This window comes from Bradyrhizobium sp. 61 (assembly GCF_023073075.1).
Classification (GTDB): Bacteria; Pseudomonadota; Alphaproteobacteria; order Rhizobiales; family Xanthobacteraceae; genus Bradyrhizobium; species Bradyrhizobium barranii.
In genome coordinates, this window is the sequence record NZ_JADPIU010000111.1 from 123,136 (window position 1) to 137,975 (window position 14,840).

General features: G+C 57.8%; 13 protein-coding genes and 1 pseudogene. 12 read left to right on the forward strand and 2 right to left on the reverse strand.

Annotated features, from left to right (window positions below):
• The first annotated feature begins 199 nt into the window (after positions 1-199).
• From IVB46_RS42450 to IVB46_RS42485, 8 genes are all read left to right on the forward strand, one after another.
• Entirely contained in the window at positions 200-583 is a 384-nt protein-coding gene (locus tag IVB46_RS42450) for a VOC family protein (RefSeq protein ID WP_247345854.1), read from the forward strand.
• A gap of 519 nt (positions 584-1,102) precedes the next feature.
• A complete protein-coding gene (locus IVB46_RS42455) occupies positions 1,103-3,049 on the forward strand; it encodes an NAD(P)/FAD-dependent oxidoreductase (RefSeq protein ID WP_247345857.1) in 1,947 nt (648 codons plus the stop codon).
• A gap of 127 nt (positions 3,050-3,176) precedes the next feature.
• On the forward strand, positions 3,177-4,100 hold the full coding sequence (locus tag IVB46_RS42460) for an alpha/beta hydrolase (RefSeq protein ID WP_247345860.1): 924 nt from the start codon (positions 3,177-3,179) through the stop codon (positions 4,098-4,100).
• Between the two features lie 296 nt (positions 4,101-4,396).
• Positions 4,397-5,341, forward strand: a complete 945-nt coding sequence (locus IVB46_RS42465; protein ID WP_247345863.1) for a hypothetical protein — start codon at positions 4,397-4,399, stop codon at positions 5,339-5,341.
• A gap of 36 nt (positions 5,342-5,377) precedes the next feature.
• Complete coding sequence (locus IVB46_RS42470; RefSeq protein ID WP_247345866.1) at positions 5,378-6,151, forward strand: MBL fold metallo-hydrolase; 774 nt, start codon at positions 5,378-5,380, stop codon at positions 6,149-6,151.
• Positions 6,152-6,271: 120 nt separating this feature from the next.
• Positions 6,272-6,637, forward strand: a complete 366-nt coding sequence (locus IVB46_RS42475) for a VOC family protein (protein ID WP_247345869.1) — start codon at positions 6,272-6,274, stop codon at positions 6,635-6,637.
• A 107-nt stretch (positions 6,638-6,744) separates the two neighbouring features.
• Positions 6,745-8,355 (forward strand): FAD-binding oxidoreductase, encoded by a 1,611-nt coding sequence (locus IVB46_RS42480; protein WP_247345872.1) that lies wholly within the window; start codon positions 6,745-6,747, stop codon positions 8,353-8,355.
• Positions 8,352-8,525 (forward strand): hypothetical protein, encoded by a 174-nt coding sequence (locus tag IVB46_RS42485; RefSeq protein ID WP_247345877.1) that lies wholly within the window; start codon positions 8,352-8,354, stop codon positions 8,523-8,525. Before IVB46_RS42480 ends, IVB46_RS42485 begins: the two co-directional genes overlap by 4 nt.
• 290 nt (positions 8,526-8,815) lie before the next feature.
• On the opposite strand, the pseudogene IVB46_RS42490 reads toward IVB46_RS42485, so the two are convergent.
• Both IVB46_RS42490 and IVB46_RS42495 read right to left on the reverse strand, forming a co-directional pair.
• Positions 8,816-9,001 (reverse strand): annotated as a pseudogene (locus IVB46_RS42490) (alpha/beta hydrolase); the annotation flags it as partial.
• A gap of 161 nt (positions 9,002-9,162) precedes the next feature.
• On the reverse strand, positions 9,163-10,101 hold the full coding sequence (locus tag IVB46_RS42495; RefSeq protein WP_247345881.1) for an alpha/beta hydrolase: 939 nt from the start codon (positions 10,099-10,101) through the stop codon (positions 9,163-9,165).
• An 853-nt stretch (positions 10,102-10,954) separates the two neighbouring features.
• Between IVB46_RS42495 and IVB46_RS42500 the strand changes: the two genes are divergently transcribed.
• The 4 genes from IVB46_RS42500 (at position 10,955) to IVB46_RS42515 (ending at position 14,821) form a co-directional block, all read left to right on the forward strand.
• On the forward strand, positions 10,955-11,983 hold the full coding sequence (locus IVB46_RS42500; protein ID WP_247345977.1) for an LLM class flavin-dependent oxidoreductase: 1,029 nt from the start codon (positions 10,955-10,957) through the stop codon (positions 11,981-11,983).
• Between the two features lie 34 nt (positions 11,984-12,017).
• Positions 12,018-13,091 (forward strand): flavin reductase, encoded by a 1,074-nt coding sequence (locus IVB46_RS42505; RefSeq protein WP_247345884.1) that lies wholly within the window; start codon positions 12,018-12,020, stop codon positions 13,089-13,091.
• 88 nt (positions 13,092-13,179) lie between these two features.
• The gene (locus IVB46_RS42510; RefSeq protein WP_247345887.1) at positions 13,180-13,398 is read left to right on the forward strand and encodes a hypothetical protein; all 219 of its coding nucleotides are present in this window, start codon (positions 13,180-13,182) and stop codon (positions 13,396-13,398) included.
• A 106-nt stretch (positions 13,399-13,504) separates the two neighbouring features.
• The gene (locus IVB46_RS42515; RefSeq protein WP_247345890.1) at positions 13,505-14,821 is read left to right on the forward strand and encodes an MFS transporter; all 1,317 of its coding nucleotides are present in this window, start codon (positions 13,505-13,507) and stop codon (positions 14,819-14,821) included.
• Positions 14,822-14,840 lie beyond the last annotated feature (19 nt).

Below are 14,840 nucleotides of genomic sequence, written 5' to 3' on the forward strand. Positions count from 1 at the left end.
TGGTTTGACGCGCCTTGCTCGCGCATGACCATTGTCATTGCCCGAGAGTGCTCTGCAAGCAAAGCTGTTTCGCCTCGGATGTAAAGCGCTGCGCGCGTATTCGCCTAAACTATGGCGCTGGTCTGCTTGCACCACAGAATCAGACAGGCGAAGGGCGCATGGTAAGTTCGCGTTCCCAGCACCATTTCGGAGTCGGACGATGATCGAGCGCATTGACCATTTCGTTATCACCGTCCGTTCGCTTGAGACGACGTGTGCATTCTACGAGCGGGTGCTAGGGTTTAAGCGCATCGATTCCGCGGGCCCCACCGCTATGACTTTCGGAAAGCAAAAGATCAACGTTCATGAAGTCGGCCGTACCTTTGATCCGAAAGCCTTGGCGCCAACGCCCGGCGCTGCCGATTTCTGTCTCATCACCCGGATGCCGGTAGAAGAGATGCGCGCCCATCTAGAAAGCTGTGGCGTCGCGATCGAGCTCGGACCGATAGAGCGCGACGGTGCCGAGGGCAAGATGGTCTCGCTCTACTTTCGGGATCCTGACAGCAACCTCGTAGAAATTGGCCGATACCTAGAGCTGAGCTAAGCGGCGGACACCGGGCTCCGTCGGCGTGGCTTGGATCGCGGATCCAATCCGCGCGTCGGAGTAGTTTGTCTCGACGCCTCTCATCAACGCCGCTGGATACGAGCGTCGTTGATGCGGGCGATCGTCTGCGGAAGCCGGTTCGCGGCCATATGTGGCCGGAAATCATCATACCGCCTCGCCATCCCTCCATTGTTGGTCACAAAGGGCGCCGACGGCAAACTCGCATTCTGGCACGACGCATTTCGGTTGTGTGCGAATGACCAAAGCAATTTCGATGCAGCAAGGTTCGTGCATGCGTCGCTCGGCGTCGCCGGGCCCGGAACCCCGAAAGCTGAGAGTCACGATGAGGTGTATCCATCCATGCGAAGAATGACGCGTCGTCGTTCGCGCACAGTGCTCTGCGAGCAAAGCAGTTTCGCCTTGGAGGTCAAGCAAGGGGCGGGTTTGCGGTCTAAACGTCAGCTTGCAGATGGGTCCGCGCGGCGCAGAGCAAGCGAGTATCCCGTCGGGGAGGAAACTGTGACTGCGCAAGAATTGAAAACACTTCCGGCCGCGGGTCTTTTTCAAGGAGTATCCGACGGAGCTGACCTGGAGCGTCATATTCGAGTCGGCGCGGACCTGCCTACGCTTCTTATGACAACCGCCCACACGACCGGCGACCTTTCGGTGCTTCGCAGTGAATGGCGCCCTGTTGATGTGCTCGGCGTAGCCCAGTGTAATGTTTCTGACGAAGAGAAAGCCATTATTCGCGAAGAGTGCTATCGGCGTCTGGCTGACCATAAAAAGCGAGGAGGGGGACCCCCGGTCCGCCCAACCTATGATCTCCTCCGTGGCATTGGCGAGTGGTTTCTCGGCAGCTCCATCGAGCCTCTCATTCCGTTGCTCGCTGAAGAATTGATCTTCGATGGGGATGATTTGCGTCAGCCGCAATGGAACAAGCAGACAATCGCGCCGGATCGTCCGTTTAATGTCGTTATTATTGGCGCCGGCGAGAGCGGTATAATCGCGGCAGTCAGGCTAAAGCAAGCCGGAATACCCTTCACGATCTATGAGAAGAATGATGATGTGGGAGGCACCTGGCTTGAAAACCACTATCCGGGCTGCCGGGTTGACATCAATAGCTTTGTCTACAGTTACGCCTCGTCGCCCCGTGTCTGGAACGACTATTTCGGTCTACGCAACGAAACGTTGCCCTACCTCCAGCAAGTTGCCAAGGACAATGGTCTCTACGAGCATATCAAATTTGGATCGGAAGTCGCGGACGCGGTGTGGAGCGACGAGGAGAAAATTTGGAAGTTGACGGTCAAGTCCGCTGGCACGACGGAAACCGTCTCACCGAATATGATCGTCTTCGCGGTCGGTCAGCTCAACCGCCCGAAAATGCCTGAGATCGTCGGCATCGATAGCTTCAAGGGGCAAGCATTTCATTCGGCGCGATGGAATCATGACGTCAAATTTGAAGGTAAGCGTGTCGGAGTGATTGGTACTGGCGCGAGTGCGTGCCAATTCATCCCTCAGATCGCGAATGTCGCCGCGACGGTTACGGTGTTCGCGCGAACTGCAACCTGGCTCCTGCCGACGCCGAGTTTACATGAGCGGGTCGAGGGAAGTGAGCGATGGCTTCTGGAGAATCTTCCGGGTTATGCACAATGGTATCGGGGAAGTCTCCTGATGCTGCAGATACCCGGGATTTTGGAGCATGTCGTCGTTGATCCGAATTATGCAGCCAGTGAGCAAGCGGTTTCCGAGAGTAACAATTTCGTTCGGCAGCAATTGCTGCAATGGCTCGAAGCCCAGATCGCGGACCGGCCAGATCTGCGCGGCGCAATTATTCCGAACTCACCGGTAGGATCGAAGCGCATTATCCGCGACAACGGTACGTGGGCAAAAACGTTGAAGCGCGACAATGTGGCTGTGGTTAAGGAAAAGATCTCGGAAATCACCCCAGGTGGGATCTGGTGTGTCGACGGGACCAATCATGATTTCGATGTCATTGTCTACGGGACAGGGTTTCACGCCTCCAAGTTTCTGTTCCCAATCAAGGTTCGGGGGACCAATGGAAGGTCTCTGCAGGATGCCTGGAAGGACGGCGCGCGTGCCTATCTCGGCATGACGATCCCGCAATTCCCCAACATGTTTTGCATGTACGGCCCCAATACGAATCTGGTGGTGCACGGCGCAAGCATCGTGATGTTTTCCGAGCTGACGGCGAAGTACATCGTCGATGCGATACGCGTAATGCTGGAGAAGGGCGCGCGCACCATGGACGTTCGGGAAGAAGTATTCGTGGATTACGACAGGCGGGTGGACGAAGCAAACAGGGCCAGGGCTTGGGGCTATTCGAAAGTTAACAGCTGGTACAAGGATGCAGGCGGACGAGTCGGTCAAAACTATCCGTTCACCGCGGCGGAGTTCTATCAGAGGACGAACGCGATCGTTGCCGCTGACTTTCGCTTTTGGCTCTAAAGCTAGAGCCACGATCAAGCGATCGAACAAGAGTGGTGCGGATGGCCGACGAATGCGGGCGCCCACTTTTGGATCTGCAGTGGGGCTGTGCTCGCGGAAATGGCGTAATTGCAAGCGGAGGAAGGTTATGGCACTTGATCAACACGTGAGTCAGCTACTCGCGTTTTTGAAGCAGGCGGGAGCCAAATCATTTGAGTTAATGGACATTCAGGAGTTTCGAGGGGCTGTTGGGAGCACCGTCGGAATGCAGAAGCCGCCGCAAGAAGTAGCCAAGGTGCACTCTGTCGACATCCCTGGGCCTGCTGTAGCGCTGCCCGCGCGGATCTACGTACCGAAGGGGCAGGCGCCATTTCCGGTAGTAGTCTATTTTCACGGCGGTGGATGGGTAGGTGGCGGTCTTGAGGTGGTCGATGAGCCATGCCGCGCTTTGGCCAACAGGGCAAGTGCGATCGTTGTTGCTGCTAGCTACCGGCTAGCTCCCGAGAACAAGTTTCCATCTGCTGTAGAGGATGCCTATGCAGCCATGAAATGGGCAGGCGAGCGAATCGCTTCGTTTGGCGGAAATATAGACAAGCTTTTCGTTGCGGGCGACAGTGCCGGAGGTAATCTTGCTGCAGCGACAACTCTGATGGTGCGTGATCGGGGTGGTCCGGAGCTGTCCGGTCAGATCCTGCTGTATCCCGTGGTGGACGCAAAGGCCGACTATCCTTCGATGCGTGAGCATGCTGAAGGATACTTCCTGCACACCGCAGCATTGTCCTGGTTCTGGGATCATTACCTTTCGGCCGCGACCGACCGAAATAATCCCTATGCGAGTCCGATCGATGGGAATCTTGCAAACCTTCCACGCACGTTGATCGTCAGCATGGAGTACGATCCCAGCCGCGATGAAGGCGAAGCATACGGTGCCAAGTTGGCTGCGGCAGGCGTCGACGTTCGCATTACCAGAATGGATGGCCTCATTCATGGAGCACTTTGGTCGTCCGGCGCAGTTCCTCGTGCGGATGAGCTTTACGCGGAAATAGCCAGCTTTCTCCGGACGCAGCCTTGATGCTGAGGGAAGGCTTAGGGGTAGGTGCAGTTCCGGTATAGGAAGTTCGTGGCGAGGCGAATTCGTTCGAGTTCAGTAGTCGACGGGTGAAATCACTTAGCAGGCGATCGAATGAATCGGATCGGCGCGATCACCGGCACGATACTCGCGGGCACGCTGCTTTCGCGCTCCGTCAGTGCCGCTCGAGCTCGTTACGGCACTCGTGGTGCTGCGCATTCAATGCGTTACGCGCAAAAGTGTTCTTATCGAGTGTGTGTCGTCTTCGTAGCTAAGCACTCTTCACCGCGAATAGTGCCATGAACCCGCAGCCGAATGCGTCGATTCTTGTTTATACGAAAGGTTTTGGGATGCGAGACCAGACAACTGAACTCGTTCGAGGCGAGCTTTTTCTGCTGGGCGGCGTCGAGCAAATCGACGAGCGGATAAGCTGGTATCCAGCGGAAGACCGTGGGAAATTCGTTGCGTACAACTCGTATCTGTTGAGGAGCGGAAACGACTGCCTCTTGGTGGAATCCGGCGCGGCTGCTCATCATGTGATCATTCGCGAGCAACTGCGGAGCCAGCTGCGTGATGGAGATATTTTCAAGAGGATCGCGGTCACTCGCAATGAGCCGGAATGCGTGTGCAATATCCCGAACCTGGTTAAAGACTTCGGGATCGAGGCTGTTCATTCGGCGCCGCAGATGAGCGCTTTGCAGTTCTTTCCAAGTGATTCTGCTGAATCCCGGTCCGAGAGCTTCGACAAGCGCAGTACCGAATTGCTGATGCTCGAGTTTGGAGTGCAATGTATTGCCGCGGACGAAGGCGAGAGCATCTCGATTAACGGACAAGTCCGCCTTGAGCCGTTTAAAACGCCGCTTCGTGTGCTGCCGTCGCTCTGGTTGCACGATTCACACACGCGAACGCTGTTCTGTTCCGATATTTTCTGTGCATCGGTATCTGAGAGGCCTGAGATCCGCACGAACTCGGACGTCCTCGGCAAGGATGAGATGATAGCTTTGATGCTGCGTGAGCTCGCCATAAAATTCGAGTGGCTCTCTCGGGGACGCTTGAGCGGCATCATTGAAACCTTGGAAGACTATTTTGCAAAGAGAGATATCGAGATTCTGGCGCCTACTCGGGGGCAGGTCATCCTGGGAGCAAAGGCCGTGGACTTGCGATTGCGTGCGTTGATCGAGGCAATGAAGATGCTGAATGCGCGCGATCTGCCGCTTGATGCGTCGTCTGCATTGTCGCGCTGATCGTCTAATTCGGCTCGAATGTCACGGGAGCAGGCTATGCAGGATGATATGAAATATGTTGGCTTCGGGGCGCGAAAGCTTACGGAAAGCATTCATTTGATGACGGGATGTTTTCACCTGGCGGTCGACGGAAATGCGTTTCACACGCATCTTTCTGCTTACCTTGTTGTTGGTGAAAGCGGTAGCATGCTCATCGATACGGGGCATCCAAAGGATTTCAGGAAGATCGCCTCATACATCCGGTCTGTTGTAGGCGAGGATCTAACCTATATTTTTCCGACCCATGAAGAGTATCCACACTCGGGAAACCTCGGGCTCTTATTGGAAGCGTTCCCTCGCGCCACAGTCGTTGGCGAAACTCGGAACCTACACCTCTATTTTCCCGACCAGTATAAGCGAGAGCGATTTCAGCAGAATAAGACTGGCGATGTAATCGATTTGGGCGGACGTCTCATAACGGTGTTGCCTGCGGTGATCCGGGATCTCAAGGCGTCATATTGGGCCTATGATGATTGCGATCAGGCGCTGTTTGTCTCTGATGGATTCGCGTTCTCTCACGCCGATCCCAGTGAGTGCGTTCTCCTGAGCGAAGAGCTCTCGCAAAAGCCGACGGTGCGTGACGCGCGTCAGATACTGGACTTGGCACTTTACTGGTCACGATTTGCGGATAACACCACGGTCGTGTTTGAGCTTAGGCAGATGCTCGATAGGTACTTGACCAAGATGATATGCCCCGCTCACGGCAGTGTCATCACCGACCCGAGCCGTCTGATTCCTGTGATGAACGAGGCGCTGCTCGAACGGCCTTAGCCGGGCCGAAATCCAGTTCAGCCGTCTGCGCGAACCGCTACGTCAGGTTTGTTCGATCATGAACTTGATGAGAATGCGGCCATCCGGAAAAAGTGCACAAATAGGCGAGGAGGAAGAACGATGCAGACGACAGGTATCGGCGGTGTCTACGTGGTCGTCGAGGACATGGATCGGGCTCAGCGATTTTATGAAAGTGCGCTTGGCTTGGTCACGAAATTCCGCGACCGATCCTCCTGGTGCCAGTTCGACACTGGAAACGTGTCGTTTTCGCTTAGTTCGCCCGAGGAAGCCGGTGGGAGAGCCCAAAGCGTCGTAGTTGTCTTCAAGACGGGACAACTGGCGGGCATCCGGCAGCAAGTCGAAGATGCGGGTGGCACTTTCCGCGCTCTGCGAGACATGGGATCCCACGGCACGATCGCAACCTTCACCGACCCCGACGGGAACGATTTCCAGGTTCTCATCCCGAGTGCAAAGTCACGCGACTGACCATTTGATTCCGCGATCCTGGCCAGGCTTCGGGCCCCGGAGGTTCAACGGCGGACGGTGCTGACCCTGTGCCTCAGACAACCTCGTGTAAGGGAGATCCGTCAACGATGACCGGCGACATCAGTGATGCGAACAGACCGATTCCACTCGGCTTGACGGGCGAGTCGCTCCGTGTGGCCCTTGCCGCCATTGCTTCAGCGATCGGGTCCGAGAAGCTGGACACCGACGACCTGGCGGACTTTCAGGATCCGTTCCAGTTCCCCGGGTCTGCAGTGAATGTGCCATCCGGTGTAGTCAGCCCCACCAGCGTCGAAGACGTTCAGGCGATCATGCGAATCGCAAACGAACACGGCGTGCCCCTCTGGCCGCTCGGGCGCGGTAAGAACAACGGGTATGGCGGCGCCGCTCCGCAGGTTCGGGGCGCGCTGATGTTGTCGTTTCGCAACATGAACAAGGTGCTCGAGATCAATGAGAAGCTCGGATACGCGATCGTCGAGCCTGGCGTGAGTTGGTTTGACCTCTACGAGGCTATCGAGGCAGGTGGACACAACCTCGCCGCGTCTATAGTCGAGATCGGCTGGGGTGGTGTTGTGTCGAACACGCTCGAACACGGACAGACCTACATGCCCTACAGCATCGACCAAGCGTCGCACTGTGGGTTCGAAGTCGTTCTCCCAAACGGCGACCTCCTGCGCACAGGTTCGGGTGCGATGGAAAACAATCCGACGTGGCCTCTGTACAAGCGCGGCTTCGGACCGACATCCACTGAGCTGTTTATGCAATCGAATTTCGGCGTCGTGACGAAGATGGGTTACTGGCTCATGCCGAAGCCCGAGGTCTACATGCCGCTGTGGCTGCAGGTGTGGGATGACGGGCAGATGCCGGCCGTGGTCGATGCGCTGCGAGAACTGATGCTCGCAGGCACCATCAACATGCGTCCCTCCATGAATAACACGCTCTGTATCGCATCGAAAAAGAGCGCCCGAACCGACTGGTACGACGGCATTGGGCCGGTGCCAGAAGAAATAATCGACAAGATCGCGAAAGCGCTCGACGTCGGTCGATGGATGATGCGCTTCGCGCTTTATGGGGACGAGCCAATCGTTGACTACAACTTCGCGAAGCTGAAGAAGCGGTTCGAGTCCATTCCGAGTGTCAGAGTCACTGGGAAGAAGCACGGTGCCGACGAGTTCGAGTCCCTGCCGAGCGCGGTGGAGCGCGTGATGATCGGCGTGCCAAGTACTGACCTCAACAAGATGTCAGGGTGGTCGGGAGGTGACGCTGGCGGGCACGTCGACTTCTCACCGGTTATCCCGCTCACCGGGGAGCACGCCAGGGCCGCTCAAGACCTGTTCACGAAGATGAGCGCTGAAGCGGGATTTGACTATCTCGTCGGAATCGTACCGATCAACGCTCGATCCGCCGCGTCTGTGAACATCATTCCGTTCGACACCACCGACGAGGGGCAGGTGCAGAGAGCCTACGCACACGCCAAACGGATGGTCGTCGCCGCGGGAAAGCTGGGATATGGCGCGTACCGGGCTCACCTGTCGTTCATGGACCCTGCCGCCGACCAGTTCGGCTTCAATGATCACGCTCAGCGCCGGTTCAACGAGACGATCAAGAATGCCCTCGACCCCAACGGCATCATCGCTCCGGGAAAGTCCGGCATCTGGGGCTCCCGCTTTCGTAAGGCAGGATACCCGAGACCGGAGTGAACGGCGACGGCTCCCTCCGTAGCCTCAGCGCCAAGATACGTGAGACGATTGGCGTCGGCTCGATACTTGAGAAAGCTTCGGGAATTGCGCTCGGTCGACTTCGGGAGAAGATCGTCGATTGGGAATTGATCAACTCCGTGATTGCGTCGGAGCGCAAGGACATGGAGTAGCGCAAGTGTACCGACTAAACGGCCGGCAGTCAGTTAATGAACCAACGGTTGGCTGCGGGCTGCCTTCCTTGAATAAAACCGCGCGATTGGAGGATCGCTGTTGGCTACCGCGCAAAGCGCACAAATCAGATCTCAGTTTTCGCAGCGGTGCTATCGGTGTGCTGGCGATCGCGCCAAGTCTTCTCTTACGTGTTCCGGTATTGCAGTGGAAGCTCGATCCACTGGGAGGCCTCTCAGCGTCACTCTTGGCCGGCCCGGCAGAATATGTCGGGGTCGGCTCGCGCCGCGCGGAAGCCGCGCAGATAGGGGACCATGACGCGGCAACCCCGTCCCGCGAGCATCGGGGCGACGTCGACATAGCTGTGAATGTCGTTGGGAGAACCGTGCAGCAGGATCGCAACCGGTCCGTCCTTCGGGCTGTCTTCATAATAGGCAATGTTGAGCACGCCGGCATTGACATGGCGCAACGGCTCCATCCGCTTCTTCGACGACGACGACGACGACGACGACGACGACGACGACGGTGCACGCGCGCGCGCCGCGGGCGCGCTCCCTTGCGCGAACGCCCGGGTCGCAACCCCCGGCAGGGCCGCGTCGACAAGCAGGCCGCGTTGGCGGTCAACGGAAATGAAATCGCTTACGCCTTTATCAGGTCCATGACAGAAGCGGCAAACGCCTCGGGCTCTTCCTGCGGCAGATTATGTCCGGCGCGCGGCACCACGCGATGGACGCGGGAACGCGTAAATTTCGATGCGCTCCGGCTGCCGTCAGTTGCTGGGCTGACGCCATCGCCGTCCCCATCCAGCGTGATCGACGGCACCGATATCGCAGGCTGTGCCGCCAGTTTGCGCTCGATGTCAGCATATTGCGGATCGCCGTCGGAAAGACCGAAGCGGTGGCGGTAGCTGTGGATCACCACATCGACATAGTCAGGATTATCGTGGGCGATTGCCGTCCGCTCGAAACACGCTTCATCGAATTGCCAGTTCGGCGACCATTGCGACCATAATATTCTGGCGATGTCGCGCCGGTTGGCGGCAAGGCCAGCCCGGCCGCGCTCGAGCTGGAAGTAATATTGATACCACAGCGGCACCTCGCGATCCGGCCGCGCCGGCAGCATCGCTCCGGCGATATCCTGGATCAAATAGCTATTGACGCATACGAGGCCGATGCAGCGCTCCGGCCATAACGCTGCGCCGACGCAGGCAGCGCGGCCGCCCCAGTCGTAGCCCGCGAACACCGCGCGTTGGATCCCGAGCGCGTCCATCAGCGCCATCATGTCGGCGCCCATGGCCGCTTGCTCGCCCGAGCGTGGTGTGGCTTCTTCGCGAAACCGGGTCGGGCCGTAGCCGCGCAGATAGGGAACGACGACGCGGCAGCCCTGTGCGGCGAGGATCGGCGCGACATCGACATAGCTGTGAATGTCGTAAGGGAAGCCATGCATCAACATTACGGCGGGCCCGTCGACCGGCCCCGCCTCGTAATAGGCAATGTTGAGCGGACCAGCGTCGATGTTACGAAGGGGTTCCAGCCGCTTCGATGAAGATGCACGCGTCGCGGAGGCGTTCTCGGTCAAGGCGAAACTCCAAGGCGAATTGGCTCATTCCACAATACGGGACTGCCTGCCAGACGAAGGAAATCCGGCAGCTCAGCTGTGCGCGATTGTCATCATGACAGATGCGCCGGCCGATCAACGGAACAGCGGTCAAAATCCACGAAGGTTGTCGGGGACGATTTGATCATACCGGCCCGCGCCGATTAGTCAGTCCCATAGACGGGTGACACAGAGCCGACTTTCGAGCCGCGAGCGATGCCGTGATACGGCCATCTGAAATCGCTGTCCAACGCATGGCGTTGTACTATGCTAATAGGCCTCGAACGTCTGATCAGCGCGAACTCGAGGTGTCGCTGCAGACGCGATCTCGGCACAAGGTTCGGAATGGCAAAAGCGGGCAAACCGGTTTCCTCACCCTGCGTGACGTAGGACCCCACGGCACGGTCGTGGCGTTCGCCGATCCGGATGGGAACGAGTTTCAAATTCTCATTCCGAGCGGAAAGTAGCGCGACTCATCGCGCGAAGCGGCGAACCAGGCGCGGCGTTACTCGCGCATCTTTTGAATTCTGGCATATTCGATGCGCGCGTCCCTCGTATCTGAATGCGATGCGGAAATCCAAATGCGACAAGCAACGGAGTCGCTACCGCATAGGCAATGTCCGCGCAGCGGTATGAGCGACCGGCGCCGGTCGCATTCAGATGTCACATCGGAATGTGACATCTAACTTGCGTGAATTGTGCTTAACCGGGGGGTGCTCGCGTCGACTACCGAAAATTGAGATACCGAGCATTAGAGAGCACGGAACCGTATTAAAGACCGGCGGATGTGAATAGCAAACTGCGGGCGACGTTCTGACCTAGAAGGCATCCTGTGATGAAGTTCGGCATATTCGACCAGAACGATTGCGGCGGCTTGCCGCTGGCTCAGCAATACGAAGAGCGTCTGAAGCTGGCGGAGCTTTACGATGTGAGCGGTTTCTACTGCTATCACATGAGCGAGCACCACGGGACCTCGCTGAGCACGGCGCCCTCTCCGAGCGTGTTAATGTCCGCGCTGACGCAGCGTACGCGAAATCTGCGTTTGTGTCCGCTGGTGTATCTGCTGCCTCTCTACCATCCTGTCCGCCTTGCGGAAGAGATCTGCATGCTGGACCATCTGAGCAAGGGTCGATTCGAGTTCGGGGTTGGCCGCGGTGCTTCGCCCTTTGAGCTCGCAGCGCTCGGGGTCGAGCCCGAGCAGGCGGCGAAGATGTACGCCGAGGCCCTCGCGATGGTAAGAGCGTATTTCAAGTCGGATTCGCTGACGCATGAGGGGGAATTCTGGAAGGTCAAGGACCTCGCCGTCGAGATGAAGCCCTTCCAGCAACCGCATCCCCAGATTTGGTACGCCGTCGGATCGCCGGACTCGGTGGCGTGGCCAGCACAGAATAACTTCAACGTTGTGTGCGGCGGACCGGCGCCGCGTTTGCGGGAAATTTCCGACGCCTACCGTGCCGAATGGAAGAAAGCGGATGTTGACGGCCGTCCCGAGCCGCTGATCGGAATCAACCGTTACGTGGTCGTCGCGGATACTGACGACAGAGCTCGCGAGATCGGGCGCAAAGCATGGCCGACATTCTACAGCAGCTTCATGAAGCTGTGGGTGAAGAACAACGTCCAACCGATCAGGATGAAGCTTCCTCCTGATTTCGACAGTCTTGTCGAGAGCGGCCAGGCTGTAGCGGGCTCTCCGACGAGCGTGACGTCCGCGCTGGCTGATCAGATTAATCGGGGTGGGTTCAATTACTTCATGGGGAGCTTCGTTTTCGGCAGCATGCCCTTTGCCGATGCCTCTGCCTCGATCCGGCTGTTCTCGAAAGAGGTGATGCCAGCGCTTGAGGCTGTCGAATCGGTGGCGGCTTAGGTCGCCAAGTCTCCTGCTAGAGCCAGGTAAGCTGATGACCTACCAATTCGACCATCGAGAACTTCGCGATGTATTGGGTTCCTTCGTCACGGGGGTGACCGTAGTTACGACGGTAGATGCGACGGGGCGCTATCACGGGCTGACGGTGAATTCGTTCAGCTCGGTTTCTCTTGATCCTCCGTTGGTGCTCTGGAGCCAGTCCAATTCGTCGCCGAGCCACCCGATCTTCTCGAAGAGCGGCCGCTTCGTCATCAATATCTTGGCTGAAGATCAGATCGACGTTTCGAACAGGTTCGCCCGCTCGGGTCCGGACAAGTTCTCGAATCTGGAAATAGAGGCTGGAATCCACGGCCTTCCCATCCTCAAGGACACCAGCGCGTGGTTGGCTTGTAGGTTTGTTTCGGCAATTCCCGGCGGCGATCACACGATATTCTTCGGGGAGGTAGAGCAGATCCGGAGAACGGCCCGGAAGCCGTTGGTGTTTGGTGGCGGCAAATACCTGGTCGCGGATACTCATGACCTGGATCCGCTACCTGGCGGGAAATCGCCTGACGACGGTCCGTTTCACGCAATGCGTCTCGGCGGCCGCGCTATAGCGCGGTTGGCTGCGGAGTTCGACCATTCGTTTGCTCTCGCCGTCTGGGGTAGCCACGGACCGACTGTGATAAACTGGGCGCCGTCACTGACTTCGCCGAGGAAGACCCTGCCTGTCGGACTCGTGCTTCCGGTCACACTGACGGCACCGGGGATCGCGTTTGCCGCGCATTTGCCGAAGAGCGTGATCGAACCGTTCGTCGAAGCAGAGCTGGCGTCTTCAGCGATCGAACGTTGGAGCGCGGATTTACATGCTGCACGCGCGCATGGTCTAGCTATCACTATCAACCGCCTCGGCGGCGGAGACTCCGCCCTGAGCGTGCCCGTGCTTGACGCTAGCGGACATGCGGTCCTTACAATCACGGCAGTCGGTGACACGAGGCAGTTCGAGCCAAGTCTCGATAGTCCGCTCGCAAAGGCGTTATGTGTTGCAGGCCAAAGCCTGTCCCGACGCCTCGGCTACGCCGGTGAAAAAGGGCAAGTTCACGGGACGCCACAAGCGGCTGATCTGTAAGGGGACGGCGAAGGGAAATCCGGAACAGAGACGGACTGCTCACGGCGAGCGCCAAGCGCGCTGAAATGGGCAACCGTCGCAACGACGATTGAACCTGGACGGCCGGCCCGGCGTAAAAATCATTGGAGGACAGACGCTCTATGTGATCAGCGAGGTTCGTCTCCCGACGCGGGGTACCGATGCGACGATACCGCTTGAATTGCGGCAACGATGTTTTGCGAAACTGTGCGAGCATCTCAACGGCTTTTTTCAACGGCAGCTCGTCATCCTGATGGCCGCGACGCCGCTTGCTTCAAGGGCGCGGTGACGGTCAATGCGTTCGAACGGGCAAATCGTAATTCATTGGCGGCCTCGAGAAGTGCGATTGAAAACCATATCAACCTAAAACAGAGACAATCAGGGGGAGTAACAAAATGCAGTCGAGCGTCACGTCAGCTGTACCGACGGCGGTTCAATGGAGGATGGTGCTGATCCTGTGCCTCGTCAATGCGGTCGCTTTCATCGATCGAAACGTCTTGCCGCTGCTGGTGCAGCCCATCAAGCGCGATCTCAGTATTACCGATACCGAGATGAGCTTTCTCATCGGCGCCGCGTTCGTTCTGCCATACTTCTTCATAACACCATTGGTCGGTTCACTGGTCGACAAGATCTCCCGGCGTAAGATCCTGGCGACCGGGATAACTTTTTGGGGTGCCGCGACGATGTTTTGCGGTGCGTTTGTCAACTATACGACGCTTTTCGTCGGACGCTTGGGGGTCGCGACTGGCGAGACCGTTTCTGGCCCGGCCGCGTTGTCTTTGATCAGGGACGTCTTCGATGCGGAATTCAGAGGGAGGGCGATTGGAGTTTGGTCGATGGGCGCGAGCGTGGGCGGTGGCCTGGCTCTGCTTGGAGGAGGCATGATCCTTCTCCTCGTCGGCGATTCCGTGGGATCGTTCCACGGCTGGCAGGTGGTGTTGATCAGTTGCGGGCTCTTATCTCTGCCGATCGCCGCGCTGGTCTACACCTTTCCCGAACCCAAGCGTCGTCCCTCGGCCACCGGTCAGGAAGCGACCGTGCGGCAAGCATTCGATGACCTGCGCTCACGCTGGATGATCTTCGTTCCGCTTTTTATCGCCAACGGCGCAACGATCATGTTGTTGGTCGGATACTCGTCATGGGTCCCGGCGTTTCTCGGGCGGACATGGCATATTCCGCCTAGTCAGATTGGCTTCGCACTCGGCTTGATCATTCTGTTCCTGAGTACGGCTGGCCAATTTCTCTCAGGCTTTGTCATTGATTTCGCCTTGAAACGCTTAGGTAAGCCTGGGGTGCCACTGGTCGGCGCGATCGGATGCGTCCTCATTGCAATTCCCGCCGTCGTCGCGCCCTTTAGCAATTCGATTATTTTGACCTGGACGATGCTGGCTCTCTTCAATCTGCTTGCGTCAGCCTTATTCACGGTTGGCACGGCGACTATGGTGCATGTGTCGCCCAGCACAACAATTGGGAAAATCTCCGGAATTCATTTTTCTTGGGTCGGTATTACTGGTTATGCGCTCGCTCCCACTTTCGTTGCTGTGCTGGCCGACAAGTGGTTCGGCGGCGGGTCTGACGCGCTGGTATACGCCCTAGCGACCGCCGGTGGCACTCTTGCCGCGGTCGGTGGGCTAAGTCTGATCACCGTGTTTTGGCAGCTAAAGCGAAACTGGCCGGCGACGATCACATCGGAAGTGAAATACGCGGGATAGAGGTCATATGAGACGCGCC

What these genes read in the sequence shown, in the direction of transcription:
- IVB46_RS42450 (WP_247345854.1), top strand. Translation starts at nt 200, where the DNA reads ATGATCGAGCGCATTGACCATTTCGTTATCACCGTCCGTTCGCTTGAG.
- IVB46_RS42460 (WP_247345860.1), top strand. Translation starts at nt 3,177, where the DNA reads ATGGCACTTGATCAACACGTGAGTCAGCTACTCGCGTTTTTGAAGCAG.
- IVB46_RS42465 (WP_247345863.1), top strand. Translation starts at nt 4,397, where the DNA reads ATGAACCCGCAGCCGAATGCGTCGATTCTTGTTTATACGAAAGGTTTT.
- IVB46_RS42470 (WP_247345866.1), top strand. Translation starts at nt 5,378, where the DNA reads ATGCAGGATGATATGAAATATGTTGGCTTCGGGGCGCGAAAGCTTACG.
- IVB46_RS42475 (WP_247345869.1), top strand. Translation starts at nt 6,272, where the DNA reads ATGCAGACGACAGGTATCGGCGGTGTCTACGTGGTCGTCGAGGACATG.
- IVB46_RS42480 (WP_247345872.1), top strand. Translation starts at nt 6,745, where the DNA reads ATGACCGGCGACATCAGTGATGCGAACAGACCGATTCCACTCGGCTTG.
- IVB46_RS42500 (WP_247345977.1), top strand. Translation starts at nt 10,955, where the DNA reads ATGAAGTTCGGCATATTCGACCAGAACGATTGCGGCGGCTTGCCGCTG.
- IVB46_RS42505 (WP_247345884.1), top strand. Translation starts at nt 12,018, where the DNA reads ATGACCTACCAATTCGACCATCGAGAACTTCGCGATGTATTGGGTTCC.
- IVB46_RS42515 (WP_247345890.1), top strand. Translation starts at nt 13,505, where the DNA reads ATGCAGTCGAGCGTCACGTCAGCTGTACCGACGGCGGTTCAATGGAGG.